A 25,984-nucleotide genomic window follows, 5' to 3' on the forward strand; every position below is an offset into this window, starting at 1 on the left:
AAAAAATGGAACAAAAATATATTTTTCCCCCTCATAATAGAATCTCCTTTGATCCTAGTGAATTAGCATTTACTAGGTCAAGGGAGATTTATCTAGCCATAATTTCTCACGATTACTGTAACTTAATAGAAGTTGGGAAATGCGAGGAGATGAATGTGGAGTACATAATTGCTGATGTAGATGTACAACGTCCTCAGTTTCCAGTCAACCCAATTAAAAATATTGAAAGAGTTTTAATTGAAGTTCCAGAAACTGATAGCATTCCCTGGGTTTATGCAATAAGGGACAATTTTCCGAAACTTCCTCATCAGAACTTGATGACTTTTGAGGAGCCAAAATGTTTGTGCTTGTATGCACAATCAATAGAGGAAATTTTGGCCACTTGGACTGCTTTTTCATTTCTTGAAAAAATTAGAAATTGGTTTTCTTTGTCTGCGAAAGGAACCCTACATCAAAATGATCAGCCACTGGAACCATTTTTTATTAATTCTATTGGCAATATTATTCTTCCGAAAACATTGAAAGCTGGCGATGTTTTTAATCTGACCCTAGTTAGTCAAAATGGGCATGAGCATAACTTTTTGATAAATGATCCTCAAAACCCTCCTAGGAATGGAATTAAACATTATTTAGAGGTCTTTATTTCAGAACCAGTAGTTCATGGTTTTATCAATAAAGAGCCTCAAAATCTTGCTGATTTGATACAGTTGTTTAATATCCACGGATTAGATTTGAGCCAAAAGATCAAAGAATATTCAAATAATTCATCTCTGTATGGACTTCATCTTGTCATCGTTTTATTCGTACCGCAAAAAAGAGATCAAAATAGTGAGGCTGAAACAGTCGATGCATACGCATTTCTTTGTCTGAAGAACATAGCGGAGATTTGTTTGGCCACTTCTATTCTTTCAAAAGAAGGAACGAATATCGCCCCACTAATTGGTTCAAAGATAGATTTAGCTGGTGCGGCTAATCTTCAAATAGGAGTTTTGAGGCCATATGATGCATATAGCACGCAGCTTGCTAAAGCGCTCTCTAAGGCAGCAAATGAACTAAAAATAGTTCAGATTGGTTTAGGTGCTATTGGTTCTGGGCTATTCAATATATTGTCTCGTTCAGGATTTGGGCACCATTGGACGTTGGTTGATGATGATGTTCTCTTACCTCACAATCTTTACAGACACTCACTTTTGCATTCTCAAGTAGGACAATATAAGGCAAGAGCCGTCTCAGAAACTGCTAACGCTATCCTAGAGGATAATGAATATTCCAGCTTCTTTGTGGAAAAAGTAAAAACTGAAAACGTATCAGCAGGCTTAGATGAAAGGCTTCAAGATGCTGATTTGATAATAGATTCTTCTGCTTCCTTGTCGGTTAGTAGGACATTATCAAGAATGCCATATGGTGCGAGAAGGGTTTCTTTTTTTCTTAATCCCAAGGGGGATACTCTGGTTTGTATAGCAGAGGATCAAAACAGGGAACTGAAATTGAATGAGTTGGAGCCGTTTTACTACCAACAGCTTTATAAAGAGCCTGAATTAAATACTCATTTCATTAATGACCATCAAGGAATTCGTTACGGCCTTTCTTGTAGGGATGTAAGCAATTTTATCCCAAGTGAACACTTCGGTATTTTCAATTCAATTGCATCAGGCGTTGTTAAAAAACTTAGTAATCACCCACATGAATTTATTAGATTATGGAAATTGAATAATGACCTGAGTGTTTCACATTTTCAAGTAGATGGCTCAATCTCAAAGTTTGAATCTATCCAGTCAGGGCTCTGGACTATTCATATTACGGAAAACTTACTCTCCCAATTGAACGAAAAGAGACTTGAAAAACTTCCTAGTGAAACTGGAGGAATTCTAATTGGCTCCATTGATCCACAATCCAAAAATATTTACATCGTCGATACTATTTTTTCTCCTTCGGACAGCAAAGAGTACCCAACTGCATATTATAGAGGTATTGACGGCCTAGAAGAGCAACTAAAGCACATTGAAAACTGCACAGACAACTATATCACCTACCTGGGAGAATGGCATTCACATCCAAAGGGATACTCAGTGAACCAAAGCTCTGACGACCTAATACTGTTCTCTTGGCTTTCTGATTTCATGCAAAGTCGTGGTTTACCCGGCATTATGTTGATTGTCGGTGACGACTCCCTTGGTATTTATGTTACCGATTAATTCTTTAAAAAGAAGTAAGTCCTATAAACTTCTCTAGCGTAGCATTTCCCAAAATGGATCATACGTAAAGTGGACATAATGACTAGTAATAGTAGGAGCCAAAACCAATCATAGTAACCAAGATAAATTGTGATGATCATTAAGAACAAGAAACAGATCAACAACCCTCTAAACAATGAGTAGTTTCCATTGAAGGTTTCTATTCTGTCTGTTTTCCCTTCCACATGCACTTTGGTGAATGCTAAACGGCCATAATCTAGTGCATTACTGTCTCCAAAGTCTTTTTGCAGCTTTTCAAGTATGAGTTGTTTTTCCTTGTCTTTAAAAAGATTTTGCCAGAGCCTTGGTTGTTTTGTGATCCATTCAGTTGGCATGCCGTTCAAAAGCCACCACACAGGTTTTTCTGCGTAATTTCCAAAGCTCTGAATGATGTGCCCAACTCCGTAAGCGATAACAATAAAAATTACAGATTCACCAATTTTAGAAAAATCGAAGAGCGAAAAATCTTTAGCCTTATCGATAACGAGGTTGAGAAAGAAGAGAAAAATCACACTCGGTGCAATTATCCCCGCAAACTCATAGAATGAAAAGCTTCTATTCATAGCAACAATTTGATAAAATCAATTGGTTGATAATCACAAATCCGGTTTTTGCAACACAAATTTTAGCGTTAATCAATCAAAGATAATATCTTTACAACGGTTAGTAGCGTACCCTATGGCACGTTTTTTCGTTTTTATTTTTTGTCCAAAGCACCATGTTCTATTTACCGCAAAGACTGGATTGGCTTAAAATGAGTGCATTGTCAGAATTTAAGCGTTTGTTTGACCAGGGAGCATGACTTGCTTCTGACGATGATGAAGCAGCAGATGTAATTAGGGAGATTGCGGATTATCGAACTCCGTTCCTTCCTCATGAAGTCCTTGAAGTTGCTTTGTTTGACCCTCGTTTATGCAAGGATAAGCTCCTTCTAAGTGAGACATTCTCTGAAATTTGAGCAATTGAACTCATTCAAACTAATATCTATCTGCATCTAAAGGAGCAGTTGTTCGATTGGTACTACAAAAACAAAATTGACTAAATAAAAGCTGGCTGGGTGCGCTAACTATCCTTTTTGTGTATCGTACTTTACAAAAGACCCTTTCTTACCGCTCATCGTTTTGGTTATATCCCGTCAGCCCAAAAAATCACAGCAACTAATTCATTCTCTATTTATCTTTACAACGGTTAGTAGCGTACCCTCCGGTACCTATTTTTTCGTTTTACTTCGTAACCAACTACATCATGCCAAAAACATTGTATGAATTGGAGCAATGAGCTTTAGCTGAATTTCAGTCTGTGTTCTTTGAAGGTTCTGGAGTAACCGATGATGACGAAGCCACTGATTTGATTTCAGAGATTGCCGATAGCCGAACGCCTATCTATACCCATGAAGTCTTGGAGGTTGCCATGAGTGATCTTTGGCTTGCTTCAGAAGCTTGCGGCCACATATTTCCTGGAACTTCAGCTTGTCAGCTTATTCAGGCTGGTATTTACTATCATGTTATGGAGAAGTTGTCGGATTGGTACTACAAAAACAAAATTGACTAAATAAAAGCTGGTTGGGTGCGCTAACTATCCTTTTTGTGTACCGTACTTTACAAAAACACCATTTCTTACTGCTCACCTTCCTCATAAATAGATTTAGAACCAATAAGGGAATTCAAATTTGATTGCATCCTTTCCTTCAGTTGACAACGAAAACTATATCCATAAAATAGTACTGAGGCTTGTGTAAATCAAAAATCATCAAATCATGCAGCAAACAGCATTAACATTAGTATCCAAAAGGAGAATATTAATGATCCTTTTCTTTCACTCGCCGATTGACTTGGGTATAACAAGGTACTTTTAGTCCTTTCAACCCTATGATCGACAACAAACTTTGGGTAAATCCAGTCGCTTGCCGATACGACATTTTGAACACTGTCTTGAGCATAAAGATCGATTCTATGCACCTATCGCTGTACACATACTTCCCTCCCCTGTGTTTGGGACACTCTGCTTTCCAATGCTTGATGGCCTCTTTTGAGATATATATAAGGTGATATTCCCGCGATTCATCAGGATCTGATTATAACTTGACCAGCTTTTGATCTGGATTTTTTTTTGCTTTGCTTATTGTTTCCCAGTTCTGTTTTTACTACCTTTGACATGGCCTTGTTTTGGTGGGGTTTCGTTCTTCGCAAAAGCAAATTTAGCAAGATCAACCTACTTTTTTAGCGCTGATTCATGCAACAACGCCGTTTTTTAGTACAAATGTTAGAGTAAATTATTAACTGTGAAGAATAATTTGCAAAAGGCTAGAGTACTTTTATCCAAGAATAGTGTCAATGAAGCACTTGATAAAATAATGGAGACTATTGAAGGTAGCGCTAGCCTTGACAAGAATTACATCAAGAGTTTAATATTAATTATATCTGACTATGGCCTACTTAAGCGGGAAGTAATTAATCAGACTATATCAAATGCTGATTTCATATTGCGCAATAGCCAAATTATGTCTAGAGCTCTTAGTCTAATAGAGAATCTAGAAGATGAAAATTTTGACAATGTAAATAAATCCTCAAAACTTTATATACCAACTGAAATTGTAAAAATCAACTTTGAAGCTTCATCTAGCAAAATCAAGGTATTATTTTTATTATTCAACCCAAGTAACTCTTCAAGACAAGAAATAAATGAAGAAGTTAGAGACTTAGAATCAGAATTATTAAAATCAATGCACAGGGATAAATTTGATATAAATATTGGGTTGGCAATAAAAACAGATAGTTTACAGGATTTGTTACTCGGTTTTTTACCAAATATTATATATGTATCAGGTAGTTCATCTGAAAACAGTTTGTTATTGCACGATGACCGCTTAACATCTAAAAATGTCAAATTAAGTGCATTTTCGGCCCTTTTGAGCATGTTTTCAGACAAGGTTGCATGTGTTTTATTTAATATTAAGTTAGATGACAAAGATGCTTTATTGTTTTCAAGGTCGATTAATTACGTTATATACCAACAAGAAATTCTACCTATGGAGGCGAAGAAAAATTATTCTTCAACATTCTTCAAAGCCTTAGGCGCTGGGAAAGATATAAGATTTTCGCATGAATTTGGAAAAAATGGGCTGTTAATAAATGGTATGGAAAAATGGGTTGACTCTCCTAAACTATTGGAAAAATAATGTCTATATATAGAAACCTAAAATACAATGGAATTGCCCTTTCAAAACATTTGAATAGAGAATGGAGTGTGGTCTGGGTATATGACAATCATATTTATTCTATATGCAAACAATTTCAATCCCTCCAAATACCATATTTCATTCCATTGCGTAAAACTGTTGTATTTAAAGAAGGTAAGCGATCTACAATATTTAAACCACTGATTCCTGGGTATTTTTTCGCCTCGCTTTCTAATAAAGAAAAAAATGAAATAATTGAGGATCATTCAATTCGAAAAATATTCAATACATATAACGAAAAGTCTCTTCTTGAGGAGATGATTGTATTAAAAGTATTATCAACTGAAGTAGATTTGAATTGGAACACTACTATTGATATTAATGATCCCAGTAAATTAAAAAAAGGAGATCACGTAGAAATAAACTCTGGGCCTTTGATGGGTTTAAAAGGATATTTTGTCCGGGCAATTAATAGCAGTAAAGTTGTTATTCAATTAGGATCAGAATATGGCTTTGGTATATTTGGAAACACACCAGGTGAGATAGAAGTGAATATAAAAAATATAACTATTTTTTCAGGTGTGCTCAATAGAACTATAATTGATAATGTTCCAAAAGAGTACACACTTTCATACGATGAACTTCTTGAGTTATACAATACGGAGAAAGAGAAGAGATTTGAAAAATTAATATTACCTGATGAAGTTATTATTGAAAAAATCGATGCAAAAATCATCAGTTTTTCAAAAAGATTCTTGAATATTTTGTGTAATAATACAGATCTTATTACAACCATCCCTAAGGATGCATTTTCAATTTTAATCGCCGAAATGTACTCAGAAATGGGAGCAGATGTATTTTTTGAGATAAACCCAAAAACTTTCCAGAAAGATTTATTTGCAGTTTCTAGAACTACTTTTGGAGATTTCATGACTTTAATATCTCCAATTAACCAGCATCCATTTAATGTTATTGAACAAACCATCCTTTCACATGTGCTCATGTATAAAAGAGATTTGACTTCAGCTAATAATTCTGCTATTATTACACCTTTAGACCTATCACCTGAAGCTATTTCCTTTCAAAAAAATTATGCAAAAGAAATAATTATCCAAGACAAGGCAGAAATTAAAAATCTTTTTGTAAATTATGGTCGGTATTACTTCGATCCAGTTAACCGGATTTGGAAAATCAAAGATTTTGAGTAGTAGTTTCAAGTTAGCCAGTAAAATTTAATTTCTTATGCCCAAAGCGTTCGACGCAAGTCCAGAAATTATAACCTATTGCGACTATTTTGATCTGCTACTCATTTTTAATTTGGATAAAGATACAACATAAACGAACTTTGTCTAACCTCGGATCGTAAAGTATTCAAAGCTAAACGCCAAGTTTACTTAGTCGACCCTGACAAAGTCAGGATCGACTAAGTAAACTGCCAGAAAAGAAATAACTCCCCTCAGTTTTCTGAGGTTTTCTTGTGAAATTTGACATGGAGACCTCCTTTTGTTTGTCACTCCACTTTTGCCGAAATCACCCCCTAAAACAAGACCACTTTACAAAAAAATAGAGGCTGGGTTTCCATTCACATCAAACCAACCACTAGTCCAGGAGCGAATCAGTGTCTGATGAGTCCCCAAAAAAAAGTACCTCTCCAGCCCATCAAACTTTTTCAAAAACATTTCCTCTTTTATCCTTTGGAGCACATTCTTCAGCATTGTATCGTACTCTACAACTACAAGAAGTGTAGCAGTATGAGGCAACCCATACTTATCTCCAACCAAGCCATTGTAACTGGCCATAAGGTTTCTTTTGATTTGCTCCACGATCCTTTTGGTGTCAAAACCATTGGCCATTTCGATCACAAAAATGCGGCACATGTCTTGTCGCTCAAACGCGAAAATTCCATCAGGGTCAATAAAGCCCTGATTGCCCAATTCAATTCTGGTTTTGCTTCTAAGGGCTCCATTCTTTTGACCTCTTTGGCTTCCATTCGTGTCAAAATACACGTCAAAGAATAATTTATGGTGCCCGGCTGTATCTACCCACTTGTCATAGGCAATCATCAAATCTAGGGTGCTGATTCTGTGTAGGAAATCATTTTTGACCAGGGTGTTGGTGGCCTTGGGGTATTTTATCTGTTCCAAATCAAGCTGCTCTATTCATGCCAGGGAAATGGCTCATTTGCGGGTGAGGTAATGTAGTTTTTGCATGGTTCCAGTTCTCGAAACGCCACCGTAAACAATACTACCCATTAGTTTTTTGGCGTAGAGCTTTCTAAGGTTTTCGTAAATAACCTGGATGCTTTTATTGCCCACCAGTTTCCATAGTTGTTGGGCGGTCAAAAACTTGTAGTTTCAAAGGTGAGTCAGCACCTTCTGTTCGGTTGGTCAAATGATCAGCATCGCTAGTACTTGGGAGTAAATACCTCATCATGCATGGATAATCCTCTAAATCCTTGGGTTATTATTTGTGCAGTGCTTGCCTTTTGCTGAAGAGAAATTCTTTTGAGGTAAAACCTCTGCTGCTGTTCCTCAAAAAGGGTTTCTCGTTCCTGTTTACTGATGCAGGTTGTGGTGTCCAAGTGATCTTTGGGCACCTCTAGTACAAAGCTTTGACCATTGAATATTTTACAAAAGAACCTTCCTACCGATAGCTTGTTCAGCTTTTCAATTTCGGTGTAGGTTTCCCTACTCATCACACTTAGGCTTTGGTAGCCATTTACACCAATGAATTTAATGTCGGTGTTTCAGAGGACAATCTTGGTCATTTCAGCGGTCATTTTTTGGCCGACGATTTGGGATGCAACTGCCAGACCAACATGGTACTTTCTTCCCTGCACAAAAATCTGTTCAGAGCTTTCGGAAACAAAATCTTGGAACTCATCAATGTAAATCCTGAGTGGTACCCTTTGCTCTACGGGTACGTTTGCCCTATGGAAAATCAGGTTTTGAATGATCGCGATCATCATCATGCCAATGTAGCTACTCGAATACTCCCCCAACTTACCTTTACTGAGGTTGAAAAGGATCACTTTCTTTTCATCAATGGCCTGTTTAATATCAATGGTGGTTTTGCCACAAAAGAAATCGGAAAAAACGCTGAAGTTGAGCAAGTTCATCAGCTTTTGGTAAATACCTTGTCTTGAAATAAGCAGGTTGCTTTCGTTAAACTTGTACCTGAAGAACTCGCCGTGCTTTTGGCTTTGGATACCTGCTTCCAGTAGGTCGTCATTTAGGCCGTCCACCATGAACCTTTGTAGATCGATCATTGTGCCCCTTTGTTTGGCTACAATCTCCAAACAAGGCTGCAAAAGACTCTGCATTTGCAGGGTGATTGGCTGTCCAATCCGGTCGAAAATTTGGATCATCGCGTTTCTGATGACCTGGCTCTGCTTTTCTATATCCAGTTCGTTGTCCAGGTTGATCAAATCAAAGGGGTTGATGCAGGGTGAATAGGTAGACAAACTACAATCGACATACACCAATCTATCCTTTTCTAGCGCCTGTTGTCTGGCAATTTGCTCTGACAAATCACCATTGGGTTCAATCAAGATGACTGCTTTATCTTTCTTTTCAATGTCCTGGATCATCAAGTGCTTCAGGAGTTCCGACTTGCCACTCCCCGTTCAACCGACTACATACCAATGCTTCCCTTTGTTGTCTGGCAACCTCACCGGGTAGGCGCGATTGAAGATGTCTCGAAGTTTTTCGTTTTTCCGCTTCATCATTTCAAAGTACCCTTCCAGGTTCTTGGAGTGGCTATTGATGAATCTGTTCCAGGAATCTACATTGTTGATTCAGAATAGTTTGTAGGCTGGGTAAAAACGCTTTAGTTCTATAAAGTTCTTGGTGCTGGCCTTATCTTTGAAAATATACTGGTATTCAGTAAGACTGATAAATCTATAGTCTTTGCACAATTGCTCGACTAGTCTTCTGAGAAAGAAAAACCATTTTGTCCGTTTGATGAAGCGGACAAATCGGATTCTGTAGATGTCATCTATGCAGTTGGGAATATCTTTAAGCTTGGCGGTTCAGAGCACGATGCTGTTGTACTCGTTTAATGTGGGTGTTCCCGCTGGATAGATGAGTTCTTTCATCTTTTGGTGGAATTTATCCTTAGCCATGAACAAACCTTCAGTTAAAGCCATAATTAAGCCTTACTCCTGTTTTATTAAGTAGGTCTATCTTTAGTGAATTTAGGGGTGTTTTTCAATTCAATTGTTTTCGTTGAGGAGGTAAGAAAATGATATGGACGGTTTTTGTATTGACGTAACGGAGAGAATTAGGCATGTTTTATTTTAGAATTCAATTGAGGCTTTTCTAAAGAAAAAGAAGAAGATCAAACTAAGGGATTATACAAACCTCTAATACATGTTTTGCTAAAATCGAAAACGTAACTAATGATCATAATAGAAAGCCTAAAAATAGGAGGATTGCGTTATAAACATTTCTGTTTATCGAAATTTTAAGCATTTGCCTTTGAGGAAATAAAAAATTAATTTATTTAAAATACAAAACAAATCAATTTATTTTAATTAATGAGGCGATTCTGCATAACAAAGCCGCCCCATTAATTAGTTATCCGCTAATTACAGACAGTACGTTTGGGATTTTACGTTCGGGTGCCAATACTGGAAGCCTAACTGGGTCATTTGATTTAATGTATTTAATATTTTTACATTTCATCTGAGTTGATCCACTGCCATCAAACATAATGGTTTGAGATGCCTTAAACTCGGAATTCAACACTTCCCAAGCATTTGTTTGATTGGCATAAGAAGATGTGAAAATGTAAATAGTTTCTGCTTTACCATTTCCATCATAGTCTCTAACCCCTACTAAAGTACGAGGTATGTAACTAGTTTTGTCTTTATCTGCATCTAAAGGATGTAAACCAACAATTGCAGTTGTTGCAGTTAAGTTACTTGCGACATGAGCATATAAAGCTTTTTTAGTGCTTTTAGCAGGCGCATCTTTATAAGTCTGAATAGAGGCATACATATCTTTTTCATAAATATTAAGCGTTCTTTTGGGTAATGCATCTGTATTTCCAGCAATTTCTAAGTTTGAATATCCACAACTAATTACTGTGCCTGCATATTTAAAAGGATAGGCAAACTGACAGTCTTTACTGTACAAAGTTGATTGGGAAAAATTAAAAAAAGATGCATTTGTAATTGAAAATAAATTCTTGAAACTTGACCACCAGTAGTAATCAATATCATATTTATAAAATGCTGGCGATGGATTACTTTCCGATGCCGATAATCCTCCAGTTGCACCACCATAGAATGAGTAAATTTTAGCTCCTTTGCTTAAATCTATCACCTGAACAAAATCTTTAGTAGTATTTCCGTTCCTCTTATAGCTTTTAGAAAATAAACGTACTCCCGTTGCAGTTTGTTCTTGATACCATCCAGTTGGTGCATCAAGGGAAGTGCCAGCTATAGCAGCTAAACTGGGAGTAGCGATTTTTACGTCTTTACTAATTGAAATGGTATCTTCTTTTTGACAAGAAAAGACGCTTAAAAATCCCACTAAGATAATTAGTGAGTCCATTTTGTCTAACTTTAAATTTCTCATTTTAAAATAGTTTAAATTGGAGAAGTATTGTATCCCTTTCCTTTTACGACAGGCAGGAATGCCCCGCTGGACAACACACATAGCATTGTATTTGCAGCATAGAAATTACCTGCTAATATTGCATACCATGAAATATTAGCTTAAAGCCATAGGCAGAGCTTTTAGAATGGCATATAGGTAGCAAGACCGTACGTAGCCAAACTTGTTTAAACTGATTTGTCATTGATTTGCAACGAAAAAGGGAAACTTTGCCAGAACTGGCAAGGAAGGGAATGGTCAGAAAAGAAGTCACTACACATAATTTTCGTACATTCTCTCCAAGCTATCTTTTTCTTTACAATTTTACCTTAAGTAAAGGGTAAAGTGCCACAAAAGTATATTGTATAAACGAATAGTGCAAGTATAAAAGTCGTTTTTTTGACATTAAAAGAGTTTGTTTAAAAAAATTTGGAGAACTCAAATACAACTCATACATTTGTCCCTTGCAAATATTATATTAACTTTTGTCTGTTAATTTTATTTGCTATTTCGCTATTTTTAAGCTCTAAAATTTTGAAAAACCTCAGTTAAATCTGTTTTCATTTCGACAAAACACATTTCGACAAAAGAATCACTATACATAATTTTCGTCCATTCTTTGGGCGTAGCCTCCTTAGCAATAAGGAGGCTTTCTTATTTATTGACTTTTTGCGTAACTTAGCTAGTATGCTTGATATGTGTCACTACACATAGTTCTCGTCCATTCTTTCGGGCACTTCCAGCTTTGAGTTTACTCAAGCTGGATTTTTTTGTTAGAGAACAATCATCATATCCACATTTTATCAGAAAATACAGATTACTAAATAAACGCATCCACCTTATCCACCTCCTCATTCGCAAACTTCTTGATGTAATGCTGAGTGGTAGCAATATTCGCATGACCAAGCGCCTGTTGAATCAATGGAACTGGGACATTGTTCTGTACCAATACATTCGTGTAAGAGTACCTAGCCGTATAAGAGGTCATTTTTTTCTTAAAGCCCATGATTGCTGAGATTTCTTTGAGGTCTTTATTGAATAGTCGCAATGCCTTTCTTACATGCCAGTATCTTGCGCTTGCCTTTGTAGGAGCATCATCCAAGATTGGGAACAGGTACAATTCGCCCTGGTACTTGTTGATGATTTCGTACATTTCAGACGTGATTTTAATCGAGTACAGTTTCCCGGTTTTCTGTCTGATATAGTTCAAGCGACCTGCTACCAAATTCTCTACGGTTAAGTTACACAAGTCAACAAAGTTCAACCCTCTTGCCCTAAGCAAGAAAATGAAAACATCGTAGCTGTGCTGAAGGTGTGGGTATTGGTGAATCGGGAAAACTTTGAGCCTTTCCAATTCATCCATTGGCAATGGCTTAGGATCGTAATCATTTTTAAGGTGCGCAAAGGAGTACTTGTTCTTATTGAATTGGGTAGCAAAAGGATATTCTTCAGCATCCAGCAATTCTCTACGGATGGCCTCGTTGACTAAGGCTCTGAAGGTTCTCATGTAAAAGTGGACGTTTGACTTTTTACTACCCCTTGCCAGCAGAAAAGACTCAAAGCCTTTTAAGAAGGTATAATCTATGTCTGAAAATAGGTATTCACCAGACTTGTACTGCTGGAGGATTGATCTGAGTTGCTTATACTTATTGCTGTTGCCAATACTTTTTTCATGGATTAGTTCCGTTACCCTCTGATCGAGGAATCCCAAAACCGTTATTTTTTTGTCGTTCCCCTGAAATTTGCTTTTAAAGTCATGGATAGAAAACGGCTTACCAGATTCGATTATCTCAGACAGAAGTTGTTCTGCGCGAGCAAGATGGTTTCGTAAAATAGCATTCTTAGCTTCGTAGTTGGAGCACTTCGCACTAAACCTACCCTGTTTCTCATTCCACTCGGTAGGTTTGGCACTCATTCCAAGAGAAATGTAGCGCTCTTTACCAAAATAAACCCTGAGACGAACTGGGTTTTCGCCGTTAGAAAGTTTTTTGTTCTTGTACAGAATAATTTTTAGTGCAGACATGGTGCAGAAAAAAGATAAAAATTAAATAATTTTAAATCTTTAACTTACTGCCTGTCATACATAAACACTTATAAAAATCAAGTCATTTTACGCCTGGGGGGCGTGGGGCCGCAGGTTCAAATCCTGTCATCCCGACTAACACGAGGCGTAATTATCTGAATTTCAGATTTTTACGCCTTTTTTTATTTTTATGTTGTGTTGTTTTGTGTTGCGTTTACAATTATCCTGCCTACACCAGCGTGTCAATCCGGTATCCAGTGAAATTGATTAAAATGCTCTGCAAACATCGGATTGATTTCTCTTGAAAGTTCTTTAGAAATCATAATCGTTGGCACACCATTTACCCACTTCAGCCTCTTTCCAGCCAAAATTGATTTTTTCCCAACGAAGGTCATCTTATTAAGAGCCTTTTTATCGACACATAAAAAGATCAAAAAATCAAAGTCGAATCTTTTCATTTGACTGATTATTTCTGATTCATACTTTTGCCGCCATTCACTTAAAAAAACCTGAGTTACTGTATTTTGTGCTAGCGATCCTACGTAATTGTATAAAACCTTATAATCTTCAAGCCTTTTGTAGAGATCAAAAGGAAAGGCAACAAGAACCCCTTCTCTGTATAGCTGAAAAATAATTTTTCCATTAGGGAAAATGATTTGCGGATCATCCGTTTTAAGGGCTTCCTCTGGATCAAAATCGTACTTAATATACATCACATCTTTTTGCCAATTAAAGCCATTACGATTAAGAAAAGCTCCTGTAACTAAACCTCCCACTCCACTACTAAGAAAGCCTGCTCTAATTAAAATACCTTGGAATAAACTACATGCCATTATTAGCTTCTTATGGGGTGAAATTTTGAATTTACCATGAAAGAACATATCAACTACAGAGTTAGACACATCCTGAATAACGTGATGATCTTTTTTATTACCTAAAATTGCAGGAACATACTCGTCGTAATCGAGAAACTTTCCGTCCTTCTTCTCATTAAAAGTAAAGAGCGCAGGGGCCTTATCATCCATAACACCTATCGCCATTGTAAAGTCACTTCCATAAATTTTCACAGCTTCTTCAATTATGTCAAATAAATCACGATCTTCAAAATCAGAATCAATTTCTTCACTTATATAATTTATTACATCTATTGCAATAACTCCAGTCCCAGCATATCCTATAATAAGTTTATTTTTAATGTTATGAATTTTTAAAACTTCCTCGGTAATCATTTTTTCTTTGCTTATCTGCAATTGTTCCCCAAAAGTTGGTGTTAGATGCCCTTTCTTGAGCGCATCTTGGACAGACTGATCACTTACATTTCTCCGAGTTACCGCTGTATCGGCAACAACAAAAACATTGTGCTTATCCTTCCAGGCTAAAATTAAAGTCATTAGAAATAGTTTTGCCCAAATCTGCTGTTTACCTAAAGCATCAATTTGAGTGTTAAATCACATATCATTTACTAACCATATACTCTAAAACAAAGTTTAAGTTCTTGGCTTTTTAATCCATCCTTCTCTTATTAAGCCTTGCAAAATGTCATCATCTTTAATTTCCATTGCTTCTAAATACAGTTCAGTGCTTAGAGTTTTAGCCTCTTTTTTTCTTTTGATTCCAACTAAGCAACTGAGCTTGTGAAATTTCATTAACCTTGATACTCTTTTGTTTTGCTCGATTTGAGCAATCCATTCGGAGTTATTTACAATCTCTCCAGTAGCTTGTTGGGAAATTTCACTTGCACTTGTCAGTCCTTTGTCTAAATAGAATATTCCATTCTCAAAATCTCTAAGGCTCTTATAAGTAAACCCTAAGTTGTAGTAAAAAATTACTGATAGAGGCCAGTCTTTCAATTTTTCTATATTCTCTAAACTCTTTTGCAGATAAGTTAGTGCAGATGTATACTGGCCTATTCCTGATAATTGCATACCTCTTGCATTCGCTGCTTGAGCAAGCATCTGAATAGTGCTTAAAAAGTGAGGGTCATTGTTTGATAAGATTGCTTTACACTGTTCAAAAGCAAAAATTGCTAGATCATATTCTGTCAGGTCAAACCTTACGGAACCTAAAGCATGATAGCACTTTGCCACATCCACATGTGATTTTCCTAAAACTTTCAAGTTAATAGCCAAGGCCTGTTCTAGGAACTTAATTGATAAGTTACTAAATTTTTTAAATTGCCATACTACGCCAACATTGTAGTAGAGATTAGCAATTATAGGGTGCTCTATTCCCAAGGCAACAGAATCGATTAAAAAAGCTTGATTATAATATGATAACGCTTTATCATAATCTCCTTTATCTTTATAAATCAAGCCCAGTTTTTCTAGGGCAGTAGCAGTACGTGGATGTTTATCGCCAAAAAAATTGACTGTTATTTCTAATGACTTTTCAAATAAACCTAATGCTCTATTGACATCGCCTCTTTCCTGCCAGACAGAACCTATATTCTTAAAACATGCTGCTAAATCAGGATGCTGATCTGTATGTATATTTTCCAGGATTGACAAGGCCTTTTCATAAAAATCAAGAGCTTTATCAAGCTGGCCTAAGTGTTGAAAGTCTCCGCCAAGGTTATTATATCTAGTACCTACGGTTGAATGATTCTCTCCAAAAGCTGCGAGATCAATAAGTAAGGCTTTTTTATGCATAATAATTGCAGAATCATAGATTCCTAAATTCCCAAATATAGTACCAAGATTGTCATAATATTTAGCCAGTTGATGATGCTCATAACCTAGGGCAACAGAATCAATACTCAGTGCTTTGTTAATAAAGGCAATAGCTTTCCGATATTCAGCCTTTTGAGCCCAAACTAGCCCCAAATTATTGTATCGAATAGCAACATGGTGGTGTTTCATCCCTAAAATTTGAGAATCAATTTCAAGTGCTTTTTCATAGAAAAAAATAGCTTAATCATATTGACCTTGTTCTTCTAGAACTGTTCCTATATTGTTATATTGCACAGCCAAATCAGGGTGTTTATCTCCAAAAATTTGAGAAATGATTTGCAGCGACTTTCCGAGAAATTCTTTTGCTTTCTCGTAACTACCTTTCCTTTGCAAAGCAGAACTTAAGCTATTGTATATATTTGCTACAACCAAATGGTTACCTTGATAGGCACTAATTGCATATGTTAATGCTTTTTCTAAATAGTTAATTGAGGTATCAATCGCTCCTTTGCTCAAATAACTAATTCCCAAATTGTTATAATTATATGCCAGCTTTGAGTAGTCGTTACCCGAATAAGCTAGATTAATTTTAATTGCTCGATTATAGTATTCTACTGCACTACCATATTCTCCTTTTGAGTCGTAACACATACCAAGATTATTATAATATACAGCAAAGTTTGCATCCTCTCTACCCAAAATACTTGAATCGATTGCTATTGCTTTTTTCAAATTTTTTATTGCAAGGTCATAATCTCCTTTTTGTCTCCTAAGATCGCCAATATCAGAGTATAAAAAAGAATACAATTCGGGACGATTAGCATTTGTCTGTTTTTCTATTTCCAACGCTTTCTCATAATGTGTTAGCGCATTATCATAATGAGCAATTACTACTTCTAGACGAGCGAGTGCTATAAGGTACTTAGAATTATCTGGTTCAAGAAATACAGCATCTCGAAAGCCAACCGACGCAGAATCATATTTCAAAAGCAATTCCTTGGTTTTCCCTAAAAGGTATCCTTTGTAAGCCTGTCGCTTTTTTGAGGAACCGTAATCTGAATCCATTAGTTTTTCAGCCTCTAGAATATTTCCATCATCCAGAAGCCTTTCAGCTTTTTTTATAATTGGGTCTGTCTTGCGATAAGATTCAAATTCGGCCTTTAGTGTCTCGTATTTTTTTACTAGCTCTTTCAATCGATCTTCGAAATCAATTAAAGCGGTTTTATTATCCTCTAACCTTTTTGCCAACGCCAGAATTACTTTTGGGGAAACACCATACCAAATATTAACTTCCCCCTCAGCATTCACAGCAGGACTATTTATTCCACTAGTAGAAACTGACAAATATTTCTTTCGAGCGAACAAATCCCAATCAAGGGCAGCAGCTATCTTAGGGTTTTGAGCGATCCCAAGCTGTTTTTTTGAAGCTTCACTCAGAGAGTTCCCGCCTTGTTTTCTTTCTGGGATTTGCTGATATTTTCGTAGGATTTCCTCTGTTCGGTTTTTTCGTTCAATAGGACTAAGTCTACTTTCTTCAAAAACATTTAAGATTTCGAGTATAGCATCGGTGCGAACTCCATAGACAGCAGAAAAATTTTTAGCTATGACAGCTGGGCTTTGCTCTCCTGTTGTTCTAACTTGTGCCAGTCCAATTAATGAGTTGAGTAAAAAGAAAAGAACTATTTTTGCTTTCATCCAGTATGCTTAATTTTTAGTTTTATTTTTTTTATCAGTAGCATTTTTTAAGGGTTGCAGCTCCTGATACTCAATTTTAACTTCACCTCCAGGTGCATTAATCGCAGGGCTTTTATCGCCGGAAGTCTTAACATTCACCTGATTCAACGTGTCATTTTTTACTTCATTTTTGCTAAAGAAAATATCTCGCAAAGAGAAACCTGTGAACTCTGAGAAGCTTCCACCAACCTCTAAAATTACTACCAAAGTAGGGCCAAGAATGCTGATACCAACTAGAATTCTTTTAAGGTTCCATTTTTGTTTAGCATGGGACCATCTACTTTCTTTTAACTCCTGCGCTGTAAGGGCTTCGATATTTTTACGAATTGATTGAACTAACTTCGTCAACTCCGACCTGTATTTTTGTCTAGATATAACCTTATTTTCATGCTTATCATTTAATGCATCTAAATCGTTATGTAACTTAGAAACATTTTCACTTTGGCTCTTAATGGTTTTAAGCTCGTTTAAGACTCTTTTATATTCTCCAGCATCTAACAAGCTCAAAAGCGATTTTTTTTCAATCATAAGTGCAAATAAGGATTTTATGATAAAATAGCAATTTGTTGCAAATTGTAAAGAAACTAAACATGTTGCAAGAGCATCTAATGCAAAAAAAAATATACCTGTGTATATAGTCAGAGCAATTTCACAACGATGGTTTATAAATAATTCATTTTTAATGATTAAAAAATTAATTAAAAATATATAATTAACTATTTTATTAAAAAAATCAGCTATATCATACCCCGCTTTGTTCTCTGAACTCTTTGAGTTCAATTCCAATAGTTCTGATGTAACTATTTTAAAACCTTTTTTCTTTAAAATATTTGCCTTCATCCCCCATTGTTCAGACCCTCCCAAATCTGGATAAAGCACTATTTCAAAGTCCTTTACCTTCCTCAATCTCTGCTCGGTTAAATTTGAAAGACCCCCTACTGCAAGCCAAAAAGCTGTCGGCTGAATAGCTGTCATTACCACCGCAGTTTTAGCACTTTCAACGACAGCAACAGGCTTTTGATAACTTTCTTTCAATAAATGCAGTCCAAAAGGCACTGGAATTTTGGGAGCATGTTCATAGCTATTTAGCCATTCTGGTGAACCTTGCCATTTTTTGGAGAGGCGGCTCTTTAAAGCTGTATGTATCCAGCCGTTTTTTTGCCTTTTCCCCATTCCAGGATCATACAAAACCACCTGGGCACCATAAGGAGTACCATCAGCCCCCAAAAGCCAAAATACGGTACTATTTGGCCACAAATCAGCGTTTGACCTCAAAACCTTTTTCCTACAAGCAGTGACAGAAAAATTGGATAAAATTGGAAACAAGGTAATTGGATGAAATACGGAGATACTGAAAAACTGAAATCAGTCTTTACGGAGATACTGAAATGAACAGCGCCCAGGCCAAAAACCTCAATTTGCCCGATCTATTGGCCAAGCTTGGTTTTCAACCTACTGAAATCAGTAAAGCCGGAAATGAGTATTGGTACACTTCACCTTTCCGAAGTGAAAAGACCGCCAGCTTTCATACCTCGTTTTTGGGCGGCAAATGGATTTGGAAAGACTTTGGGGACATAGGTGGCACGGTGATAGATTTTGTGCTGCGATACAAAGGGTTTTACCGGGTTAATGATGCACTACAGTTTTTGGATGAAATCTACCAGGGGGGAGTTAAACCTATCCCCGTCAATCCCAATCAAAACAGCCTTTTTGGCAAATCGCCACGCGATGAAAAACCTGTTTTGGAACTCAAAAACGTTTCACCCTTGCAAAAATCATGGCCATATGTGCAGGGCAGGGGCATCAATGAAGCCGTTGCCAAAGCATACCTCAATGACATTGAATTTGTAAACCGCAATACAGGCAAAACCTATTTTGCGGCAGGTATCAAAAACCTTTCAGAAGGGTTTGAGATTCGGAATCCGTTTTTTAAATCGTCAATTGGGAAGAAGGATATGACGTTGATCAAAGGGGAAGAGGGGACAAAGGTCATTTCGGTTTTTGAGGGGTTTATGGATTTTTTGACTTATTTGACGGAGGAGGGAGTGGTGAAGGCGAAGGAGGATATTTTGGTTTTGAATTCTCTTTCTTTTCAACAGCGGGTTAAAGCTTTTCTCCAATCTGGCGGTTATCAGAAAATTATGATTTTTTATGACAACGACCGAACGGGCAGAGAGGCTACTGAAGATTTTACAAAGTCATTTTTGGGTAAAGTTGAGCCACAAAACTATAGATATGAAGGTTTTGGAGACTATAATCAGAAGCTTATGAGTCAAAATGTCCAACACTTTTCGATGCCTTAATTCCCTTGTTCAGGTAATTTTTAAGGAAATAAATACTTAAAACTAAATTTATGTTAAACTATTTTAGCATAAAAACTTAGCAGAGGTTTTATTTTATTTTTTTGCAAAAGAAGAATGCTTATTCAGCAAATATTTTGCATCTATTAACCTTTTGTCAATACTTTAAATTATCTTTGTGTATTAAAAGGCGATATGAAAAAGATGATCAATTTCAAGCTTCTTTCTCTTTTGTGGCTTTATTTTTTTGCCATTTTATCTATAGATGGAATTCAGGCTCAATCGTTGGTAGGAAAATGGATTTGGAATAAAAATACATCTGGACTGTCTGGAAATTATTATGTATATTTTAATGACACATATATTTTTTTTGATGACAATACAGGGTCTTGGGAGTCAAGAGGATTTAAAAATGATGACCTCTTTGTCGTAAGAAGGAGTCAGTTTACTTGGAAAAGGGCTAAAAATATAATTGTTTTCTATAACAAAGAAGCAACGCGATATGACGTAGCATCCGGAAATCTTGAAATGGATAATAAAAATATGTATACTACTACACATCAGCCCTTTAGATTTGAAGGCGCCAATGTTCTACTATTTACATTTGAAGGAAAAAATATTGCCAGATATGTTCGAATTTTTTAAATGTTTAAAAAGCAGGCAAAGTTTATACACGTTTCGATTTTTTGCGTAAAACCCTGAAATTGTTTAGGCAAACAGCCGTTACAATAACCTGTTATGAAATGTGATAAAAATGTAAGTAAATTACTTTTTAACAATCCATCGACTTTTACGACTTGTGATGACTTTTTATAATCTAGGCTAAGTATTTCATTTTGCCAATCTTCACTTATTAGTTTCCCAGCTTTGTTCCAAATGGCTATTTTCTCATTTCAAATGGGTTTCGTTTTTAAATGACAAAGACCGTCTAAAACACTACTTGGGAGCACAAAATAAAAAAAATGCTAAGAGGAAAATTTATTATTAGAGCTTTACCCTGGAAGGTTTGAATAACCACACCCCAAGAACTCAAAATGAAAATATGATGCTTTTGGTGCCGAACTAGTTTAACAAACCATAAGGCAGAAAAGGGGGTAAAACCTCCCTTTTTTTCTCGGGCTTCCGCCCCAATTGTTCAAATTTGTTATCCCTAATCACACAAATTTTATTTCAGCTCATCAGTAAAAGCTTAAAGCCTGAAACACTCAAAACATGAAATCCTTATTTCCTGAAAAACGGAATTCATTAAGTTACCATAATGTAGGGCTATTGCTGATTACCAGCACCACTTCAAGCTGTTTCCCCAATTTTCCGCAGTCGCTAAGTTCCTTTGTGCACACCGGGTGATTCCCCAAGCTATTCTGCTATAGCCTGGCCTTTTCTTTTTATTTTTTTGCTAGGGCTTCGCCCACGCGCCTATCAAGAGGTTTCCCCAATCTTCCTCCACTTCGTTTGACTCCATTCCGTGCAGACCAGGTGATTCCCCACCTCTATGACATTTGCTACCCAATGTTCGCCACAGGGCAAGGGTTCATAAGCGATTTGCTTATTAAACCCAAAACCCAAGAGGTATTTATGACTACAACCACAGACTTAACCAAATTCGGAAGCCGTGAAAGACAAATGGCCGAAGAACTACTCAAAGCCTGGAGAGAACAAGGCTTGCCAGAAGATTTTTACGAAGAGGAAGTTACCATCATGTTCAATACTCATTCCAGCTATGTATTTCTGACCAATTCAGAATTTCAAGTTGCCATGCTCAATGGTGATAAACAGGAAAGTTTTTATACCGACTTTGAGACCGGAGAAGAAGGCTTCAAAGACGAGCTTTCAGCCGAAGCCAAACAAAATCTTAATCTAACTTAAAAGAGGTCAACCTAAATTTAATCAATCATCCAAAAATCCACAACAACCCCGAAAAAGGAAAGTGTAGGCCTACATAAGCGAGAAAACGCTTTTCCTTTCCCGGAAAACTCACTAAAACACAACAATCAATTATAAGGAGTATTTATGGCTATCAACAACAAAATCGAACTGAACGGATACTTAGGTCAAGATGCAAAATCAATCAGCAAAGACGGTAAAAGTTTCATTGCTTTAAGGGTTGCTACAACCGACAGCTACCCGGAAGTAGACGAAAAAACAGGTGAAGTAAAATGGAAAGACAAAGACTCCATCTGGCATGATGTACTGGTATTTCGCGCACAAGCTGCCCATTTTGCCAAAGACCTGAAAAAAGGTGATGCAGTTGAAATTACTGGCGGCATTGCTTACAAAGCATTCAAAGATGAGAAAGGGTTTACCCGCAGACAAGCTTCAATCATTGCCAACTATGTTGAGAAGATAGAGTACCATAGGCAAGGCAACCTGCTTGCTAAAGAAGTAGATTAGGCTATGGATGCCGTTTCTGAGTAATCGGAGATAGAGCAGGGGCTTGATTGCCCCAAAGTCCAACGCTTAATCTGTAATCGGTTTATGATCTTCAAAGTTATTTCCCTGTTTATTTGCAAAACTGGGTGTTTTTGCTTATTTTCACGACTAAATTATTTTACTATCTATTACCCTAATCCCAAAGGTTTAGTCTAGATCAATAGATCATTGAAAAAGTACAAACTAAACAGAAATACACGAACCTTGAGGTGAATAAGTAAGAGGCGAAGTAGGGTAGTATACTTGTTGGCAGCGCTTAAAAAATTAAAAACAATATAAATATGAGCAACACGGAAACAACACCTTGCCTTTTATGTAATACTCGTGGCTACATCGAGTGCAAAAGTTGCAATGGAGGTGGGAAAGTTCTAAATCCTGCAAAATCATATGTTTATAATTCGAATGAACCCTCATTGATTGTTTGTAATATTTGTACCGGAACTGGTCGAATAATGTGCGGACAATGTTTAGGAAGTGGAAGAATCATAATAAAAAAATAACTTTTTAGTACCCCAATCTTATTGACAATCAATCATTTATCACAAAATAAAAAAATTTAAAAACTACAAGTCATTAACTATCATTGGCTTGATTTTATTTTTCTTAAAAATTATACTTTTTACTCCATTGATTGTCAAGCAGTTTAAGTACTAAGTAGTTACATAAAAAAGATTAACCATGCGAGACAACAAAATAACAATTTCAGTTTTCGGTAAGCGAGGGGTTGGCAAAAGTTCAACTCTCAACACATTGTTTAACCTTAATTTTGATACAGATGCTGCTATCGCCTGTACGGTTGAGAGTTCATCAAAAATTATACAAAATACTTTTGGTGGCAATTTTGAAGAATTAGAGATTGTTGATCTGCCCGGAATTGGAGAAGGGTATGGAAGTGATGAGATTTATATGCCTTTCTACCAAGAGGTTATCCCAAGAACTGACACACTACTATGGATTACTCAAGCAAACGTCCGTGCTTACAAGCATGACCAAGTGATGTTCAATAAAATTTCACACATGCTTAAGCCTAATATTAACTTTGTTTTTGGGGCCAATAAATCGGACGAACTCATTAAATCTGAATTTCATTTGGAAACTGTCACATTTAATGATCTGGAAAAGTATAAAGATGACGAGGTATTTAAGGAAAAAACCAATGATATCATTTCAGTTTTTTCAGTAATGTTTAACAATAAATTCTCATTTAGTGAGGCAAATATATGTTACTATTCGTCTCATTTCAATTGGAATATTACCAACCTTCTGTTCAAAATCTTTAAACAAAAATAAAAAAACGATTATGCCATTCTTATCAAATCTTTTTGGTTCAAAAAAAGGAAGAAAGCTAATGTTAGTTGTCGCACTAAATAAAGTTGATGCGATGCTACCTAATAGCTGGAACACTAAACTTAATCTTCCCAATGACGAGGCTGAACGTCAAATTGAAAGAAAATGCAAAGACATAATTAAAAAGTTATCTATTGAATGTGACATATCAACAGATAATTTCATTTATTATTCTGCCGAAAAACGCTATAATTTGATAAAGTTACTATCTAAGGTTGTTGAATTCGGCAAAAGAGGTTGGATATTAAATTCAGCAAATCCGGGTCATTTTATTGAACTTGTTGAAGATGAAGAGGTAAAAGATTTTATCAAAGAACAAATGGCACAAAAAGGGAAATCAGTTCCTTCAGTCGGTAGTGCCCTTGAAAAGTTAATATTGCAATTTAAGGAAATTTTAAGTACTGAAGAGTTTGAAGAAGTGCAACATAAAATGAAAGAAGAGGAAGCAATTGCACCGAAAATCGTAATAATCGGAAAAGCTGGGGCAGGCAAAACTACTACCGTGAATCACTTATTTAATGCAACATTTAAAACTAGTTCCACATTGGTTGGAACTCACGATGCTCAACAAAAAGAATTTGAACTTGAAAAGGGCGGGAAATTAATAATTACAGATTTACCTGGGTATGGGCGAAGCTTAGAAGAAGATGAGAGATATATGGAGATTTATCAAGAAACTATTCCTGAATCTGACATCGTGCTTCTAGTTATTGATGCAAGCCAAGGCGATTACATTGACGATATTGAAATGTTGAAATCAATTAAAATTTGGCTCAAACAACAAAACTAATTCATAAAATTTAAAAAAAACATCAGCAATGGCAATGTCAGATGACGAAAAAATGAAAGTTTTAGAAATGCTTGGTCGCTTAGATAAAGATGAGCGTGATCTTGTTCTAAGAAGCATCGATAGCTTTACAAACTGGCTCAAAAATACACTAAGTTGGATCTATATTAAAATTAAAGATGCAATAAATAGCCTCTTTAATTTCCTTGATGATATTTTTGGTTAGAATGGGCTACCCTGAAACAGTAAATTTAATTTCTAAATAAAAATTTCAACAATGGCTCTTTCAAAAGAAGAAAAAGATGCAATAGTAGACGCATTAGACAAAATGGCTACAGCATCAATGAAACTTGTAATTGCATCAATCGAATCTTTTACCAATTGGTTAGAAGGTGCTTTTGAATGGATTTACAGAAAAATTAGACATGCAATAATTGATATTTGGAACTGGGCTAAAAGTTATTTTTCTTAGCGGCTGAACATCAATCATTGAAATTCTTAACCTGCTGCACCCATACAGTAACATTCAAATTAAACGATGTTAAATGTATGGGTGCAACCACAAAAAATATAAAAAGATGCTTACTAACGATCAAATTAAGAAAGTGATTGAAGATGTTTGTTGGAGGAACAAAGTCTGAGTAAATGATCAAAGAAAGTGTAGAATTTGACAGTTGAGAAATCGACTCTGGCCTTAATCTTTCTTTGATCAAGATTTGTACGCTCACGTTTTAAATGTGAACGTACTTTTATCTGGCAAGATAAATTCAGAAGGTTTATCTTTCAGCATGAGTGGTACCGACATCTGGCATTGGAGTTTAATTTCCTCACTATTGCCCTCATCAACTTTAGGCATTTTCACTCTTGAAACCCACTGCTGGCTCTTTCGTAATCGTGCTCAGCTTGGCTTTGGCGGTAATGTTCATGGAAATGTGTTAGAAATTAAAAAAATTGATTATCCTGAGTTGAGGTAAAGTTCATTTTTTCCTTTTGTTAACTTGATTTATCCAACTGTACTATTTCTACTTTTTAAAAGGTTGAATAAAAGACTTTTTAGCCCTTTTTCACCCCATAAACATACAGCCCAGCTAACATAATTAAAGCTATAACAAACAGTACTACTGCCAAAATCAACAAACTATACTTTACCCGCACCATCCTCTTCAGTGAACGCTTGATAGAAGTAGAGCTATCAGCGTCTACCCCATAAGGTAGAGGTAACAATACAAATAATGTCAGTAAGACCGAACCAAGCCAAAGCGGAACCGCCCAATTGACTTGCCAAGCTGTTTCTACCCCTTCAAACACTTGTTTATGTATGCTCAAAAAAATGGTGAAACAAATAGACACCATACCAGATAAATACTTGGCAGCTTCCTCTAGGCGCTGAGGAGCGTCTTCCCTGTTTTTGCGAAGCCAGGCACGCCATGCTTTGTCTTCCTCATTGGGTTGAATACCGACAAGGTTGACTTCCTGCTCTTTAGTACTTGGTTGGGGTGCTGCGTTTGGATTTTCCGTTTCCATGTTTTGATTTCTTGTTGTGTTAAGAAATATGACTGGTACAGTTTTTTAGAAAAATTTAAAATGTTAAGTTCCTAATATAAAGGCACAAAATCAAAATAAAATTTCGTACTTATACCATATTGCTCTGAGGCCAATTTTTTTTGATGTTAGCTTTCTGC

General features: G+C 36.2%; 25 protein-coding genes. 12 read left to right on the forward strand and 13 right to left on the reverse strand.

The features are described from left to right. Window positions 1-5 precede the first annotated feature (5 nt). Window positions 6-2,195, forward strand: coding sequence for a ThiF family adenylyltransferase (locus ACO08K_RS05420; protein WP_421795380.1), 2,190 nt, complete (start codon window positions 6-8; stop codon window positions 2,193-2,195). Here ACO08K_RS05420 and ACO08K_RS05425 read toward each other — a convergent pair. Beyond that, window positions 2,192-2,797 carry a hypothetical protein gene (locus ACO08K_RS05425; RefSeq protein ID WP_421795381.1) on the reverse strand — a complete coding sequence of 202 codons (606 nt, stop codon included), beginning with the start codon at window positions 2,795-2,797 and terminating at the stop codon, window positions 2,192-2,194. The genes ACO08K_RS05420 and ACO08K_RS05425 overlap by 4 nt on opposite strands. 736 nt (window positions 2,798-3,533) lie before the next feature. Here ACO08K_RS05425 and ACO08K_RS05430 point away from each other — a divergent pair. Next, on the forward strand, window positions 3,534-3,785 hold the full coding sequence (locus tag ACO08K_RS05430; RefSeq protein ID WP_421795382.1) for a hypothetical protein: 252 nt from the start codon (window positions 3,534-3,536) through the stop codon (window positions 3,783-3,785). A gap of 247 nt (window positions 3,786-4,032) precedes the next feature. Here ACO08K_RS05430 and ACO08K_RS05435 read toward each other — a convergent pair whose 3' ends face one another. Then, entirely contained in the window at window positions 4,033-4,275 is a 243-nt protein-coding gene (locus tag ACO08K_RS05435; protein ID WP_421798292.1) for a transposase, read from the reverse strand. A gap of 240 nt (window positions 4,276-4,515) precedes the next feature. Here ACO08K_RS05435 and ACO08K_RS05440 point away from each other — a divergent pair, with 240 nt between their 5' ends. After that, entirely contained in the window at window positions 4,516-5,412 is an 897-nt protein-coding gene (locus ACO08K_RS05440) for a hypothetical protein (RefSeq protein ID WP_421795383.1), read from the forward strand. After that, window positions 5,412-6,620, forward strand: a complete 1,209-nt coding sequence (locus ACO08K_RS05445; protein ID WP_421795384.1) for a transcription termination/antitermination NusG family protein — start codon at window positions 5,412-5,414, stop codon at window positions 6,618-6,620. The genes ACO08K_RS05440 and ACO08K_RS05445 overlap by 1 nt, the downstream gene beginning before the upstream one ends. Window positions 6,621-6,965: 345 nt before the next feature. Here ACO08K_RS05445 and ACO08K_RS05450 read toward each other — a convergent pair whose 3' ends face one another. From ACO08K_RS05450 to ACO08K_RS05495, 10 genes are all read right to left on the reverse strand, one after another. Then, window positions 6,966-7,556: a hypothetical protein gene (locus ACO08K_RS05450; RefSeq protein WP_421795385.1), complete on the reverse strand. Its 591-nt coding sequence runs from the start codon at window positions 7,554-7,556 to the stop codon at window positions 6,966-6,968. Between the two features lie 33 nt (window positions 7,557-7,589). After that, complete coding sequence (locus ACO08K_RS05455; protein WP_421795386.1) at window positions 7,590-7,754, reverse strand: hypothetical protein; 165 nt, start codon at window positions 7,752-7,754, stop codon at window positions 7,590-7,592. 62 nt (window positions 7,755-7,816) lie between these two features. Continuing rightward, window positions 7,817-8,107: a hypothetical protein gene (locus ACO08K_RS05460; protein WP_421795387.1), complete on the reverse strand. Its 291-nt coding sequence runs from the start codon at window positions 8,105-8,107 to the stop codon at window positions 7,817-7,819. A 51-nt stretch (window positions 8,108-8,158) separates the two neighbouring features. Further along, entirely contained in the window at window positions 8,159-9,001 is an 843-nt protein-coding gene (locus tag ACO08K_RS05465) for a hypothetical protein (protein ID WP_421795388.1), read from the reverse strand. A 988-nt stretch (window positions 9,002-9,989) separates the two neighbouring features. Beyond that, on the reverse strand, window positions 9,990-10,994 hold the full coding sequence (locus tag ACO08K_RS05470; RefSeq protein WP_421795389.1) for a hypothetical protein: 1,005 nt from the start codon (window positions 10,992-10,994) through the stop codon (window positions 9,990-9,992). A gap of 838 nt (window positions 10,995-11,832) precedes the next feature. Beyond that, window positions 11,833-13,035 (reverse strand): site-specific integrase, encoded by a 1,203-nt coding sequence (locus ACO08K_RS05475; protein ID WP_421795390.1) that lies wholly within the window; start codon window positions 13,033-13,035, stop codon window positions 11,833-11,835. A gap of 242 nt (window positions 13,036-13,277) precedes the next feature. Next, window positions 13,278-14,426: a hypothetical protein gene (locus tag ACO08K_RS05480; RefSeq protein ID WP_421795391.1), complete on the reverse strand. Its 1,149-nt coding sequence runs from the start codon at window positions 14,424-14,426 to the stop codon at window positions 13,278-13,280. 96 nt (window positions 14,427-14,522) lie between these two features. Beyond that, window positions 14,523-15,893: a tetratricopeptide repeat protein gene (locus tag ACO08K_RS05485; RefSeq protein WP_421795392.1), complete on the reverse strand. Its 1,371-nt coding sequence runs from the start codon at window positions 15,891-15,893 to the stop codon at window positions 14,523-14,525. 51 nt (window positions 15,894-15,944) lie between these two features. Continuing rightward, window positions 15,945-17,399 carry a tetratricopeptide repeat protein gene (locus tag ACO08K_RS05490; protein WP_421795393.1) on the reverse strand — a complete coding sequence of 485 codons (1,455 nt, stop codon included), beginning with the start codon at window positions 17,397-17,399 and terminating at the stop codon, window positions 15,945-15,947. Window positions 17,400-17,408: 9 nt separating this feature from the next. Further along, on the reverse strand, window positions 17,409-18,764 hold the full coding sequence (locus ACO08K_RS05495) for a DUF6371 domain-containing protein (RefSeq protein WP_421795394.1): 1,356 nt from the start codon (window positions 18,762-18,764) through the stop codon (window positions 17,409-17,411). Between the two features lie 62 nt (window positions 18,765-18,826). On the opposite strand from ACO08K_RS05495, the gene ACO08K_RS05500 reads away from it, so the two are divergent. The 8 genes from ACO08K_RS05500 (at window position 18,827) to ACO08K_RS05535 (ending at window position 24,774) form a co-directional block, all read left to right on the forward strand. Beyond that, window positions 18,827-19,741, forward strand: a complete 915-nt coding sequence (locus ACO08K_RS05500) for a toprim domain-containing protein (protein ID WP_421795395.1) — start codon at window positions 18,827-18,829, stop codon at window positions 19,739-19,741. Window positions 19,742-19,933: 192 nt separating this feature from the next. Next, on the forward strand, window positions 19,934-20,383 hold the full coding sequence (locus ACO08K_RS05505; RefSeq protein ID WP_421795396.1) for a hypothetical protein: 450 nt from the start codon (window positions 19,934-19,936) through the stop codon (window positions 20,381-20,383). 930 nt (window positions 20,384-21,313) lie between these two features. Further along, entirely contained in the window at window positions 21,314-21,604 is a 291-nt protein-coding gene (locus ACO08K_RS05510) for a hypothetical protein (RefSeq protein WP_421795397.1), read from the forward strand. A gap of 144 nt (window positions 21,605-21,748) precedes the next feature. Beyond that, the gene (locus tag ACO08K_RS05515) at window positions 21,749-22,129 is read left to right on the forward strand and encodes a single-stranded DNA-binding protein (RefSeq protein ID WP_421795398.1); all 381 of its coding nucleotides are present in this window, start codon (window positions 21,749-21,751) and stop codon (window positions 22,127-22,129) included. Window positions 22,130-22,846: 717 nt separating this feature from the next. Beyond that, window positions 22,847-23,458 carry a GTPase gene (locus tag ACO08K_RS05520; RefSeq protein ID WP_421795399.1) on the forward strand — a complete coding sequence of 204 codons (612 nt, stop codon included), beginning with the start codon at window positions 22,847-22,849 and terminating at the stop codon, window positions 23,456-23,458. Window positions 23,459-23,468: 10 nt separating this feature from the next. Then, window positions 23,469-24,305 (forward strand): GTPase, encoded by an 837-nt coding sequence (locus tag ACO08K_RS05525; RefSeq protein ID WP_421795400.1) that lies wholly within the window; start codon window positions 23,469-23,471, stop codon window positions 24,303-24,305. Window positions 24,306-24,333: 28 nt separating this feature from the next. Then, window positions 24,334-24,528, forward strand: coding sequence for a hypothetical protein (locus ACO08K_RS05530; RefSeq protein ID WP_421795401.1), 195 nt, complete (start codon window positions 24,334-24,336; stop codon window positions 24,526-24,528). A gap of 51 nt (window positions 24,529-24,579) precedes the next feature. Continuing rightward, on the forward strand, window positions 24,580-24,774 hold the full coding sequence (locus ACO08K_RS05535) for a hypothetical protein (protein WP_421795402.1): 195 nt from the start codon (window positions 24,580-24,582) through the stop codon (window positions 24,772-24,774). 581 nt (window positions 24,775-25,355) lie between these two features. Here the strand turns inward: ACO08K_RS05535 and ACO08K_RS05540 are convergent. Continuing rightward, a complete protein-coding gene (locus tag ACO08K_RS05540; RefSeq protein ID WP_421795403.1) occupies window positions 25,356-25,826 on the reverse strand; it encodes a hypothetical protein in 471 nt (156 codons plus the stop codon). Between the last annotated feature and the right edge of the window lie 158 nt (window positions 25,827-25,984).

Source organism: Haliscomenobacter sp., from assembly GCF_965225875.1.
In the GTDB taxonomy this organism is placed as follows: domain Bacteria; phylum Bacteroidota; class Bacteroidia; order Chitinophagales; family Saprospiraceae; genus Haliscomenobacter.

Coding starts and splice junctions, on each gene's coding strand:
- ACO08K_RS05475 (WP_421795390.1), bottom strand. CDS start 13,035: ATGTCTGCACTAAAAATTATTCTGTACAAGAACAAAAAACTTTCTAAC.
- ACO08K_RS05420 (WP_421795380.1), top strand. CDS start 6: ATGGAACAAAAATATATTTTTCCCCCTCATAATAGAATCTCCTTTGAT.
- ACO08K_RS05485 (WP_421795392.1), bottom strand. CDS start 15,893: ATGAAACACCACCATGTTGCTATTCGATACAATAATTTGGGGCTAGTT.
- ACO08K_RS05470 (WP_421795389.1), bottom strand. CDS start 10,994: ATGAGAAATTTAAAGTTAGACAAAATGGACTCACTAATTATCTTAGTG.
- ACO08K_RS05515 (WP_421795398.1), top strand. CDS start 21,749: ATGGCTATCAACAACAAAATCGAACTGAACGGATACTTAGGTCAAGAT.
- ACO08K_RS05530 (WP_421795401.1), top strand. CDS start 24,334: ATGGCAATGTCAGATGACGAAAAAATGAAAGTTTTAGAAATGCTTGGT.
- ACO08K_RS05535 (WP_421795402.1), top strand. CDS start 24,580: ATGGCTCTTTCAAAAGAAGAAAAAGATGCAATAGTAGACGCATTAGAC.
- ACO08K_RS05520 (WP_421795399.1), top strand. CDS start 22,847: ATGCGAGACAACAAAATAACAATTTCAGTTTTCGGTAAGCGAGGGGTT.
- ACO08K_RS05500 (WP_421795395.1), top strand. CDS start 18,827: ATGAACAGCGCCCAGGCCAAAAACCTCAATTTGCCCGATCTATTGGCC.
- ACO08K_RS05465 (WP_421795388.1), bottom strand. CDS start 9,001: ATGATCCAGGACATTGAAAAGAAAGATAAAGCAGTCATCTTGATTGAA.
- ACO08K_RS05490 (WP_421795393.1), bottom strand. CDS start 17,399: ATGAAAGCAAAAATAGTTCTTTTCTTTTTACTCAACTCATTAATTGGA.
- ACO08K_RS05525 (WP_421795400.1), top strand. CDS start 23,469: ATGCCATTCTTATCAAATCTTTTTGGTTCAAAAAAAGGAAGAAAGCTA.
- ACO08K_RS05425 (WP_421795381.1), bottom strand. CDS start 2,797: ATGAATAGAAGCTTTTCATTCTATGAGTTTGCGGGGATAATTGCACCG.
- ACO08K_RS05445 (WP_421795384.1), top strand. CDS start 5,412: ATGTCTATATATAGAAACCTAAAATACAATGGAATTGCCCTTTCAAAA.
- ACO08K_RS05480 (WP_421795391.1), bottom strand. CDS start 14,426: ATGACTTTAATTTTAGCCTGGAAGGATAAGCACAATGTTTTTGTTGTT.
- ACO08K_RS05510 (WP_421795397.1), top strand. CDS start 21,314: ATGACTACAACCACAGACTTAACCAAATTCGGAAGCCGTGAAAGACAA.
- ACO08K_RS05460 (WP_421795387.1), bottom strand. CDS start 8,107: ATGAGTAGGGAAACCTACACCGAAATTGAAAAGCTGAACAAGCTATCG.
- ACO08K_RS05540 (WP_421795403.1), bottom strand. CDS start 25,826: ATGGAAACGGAAAATCCAAACGCAGCACCCCAACCAAGTACTAAAGAG.
- ACO08K_RS05505 (WP_421795396.1), top strand. CDS start 19,934: ATGAAAAAGATGATCAATTTCAAGCTTCTTTCTCTTTTGTGGCTTTAT.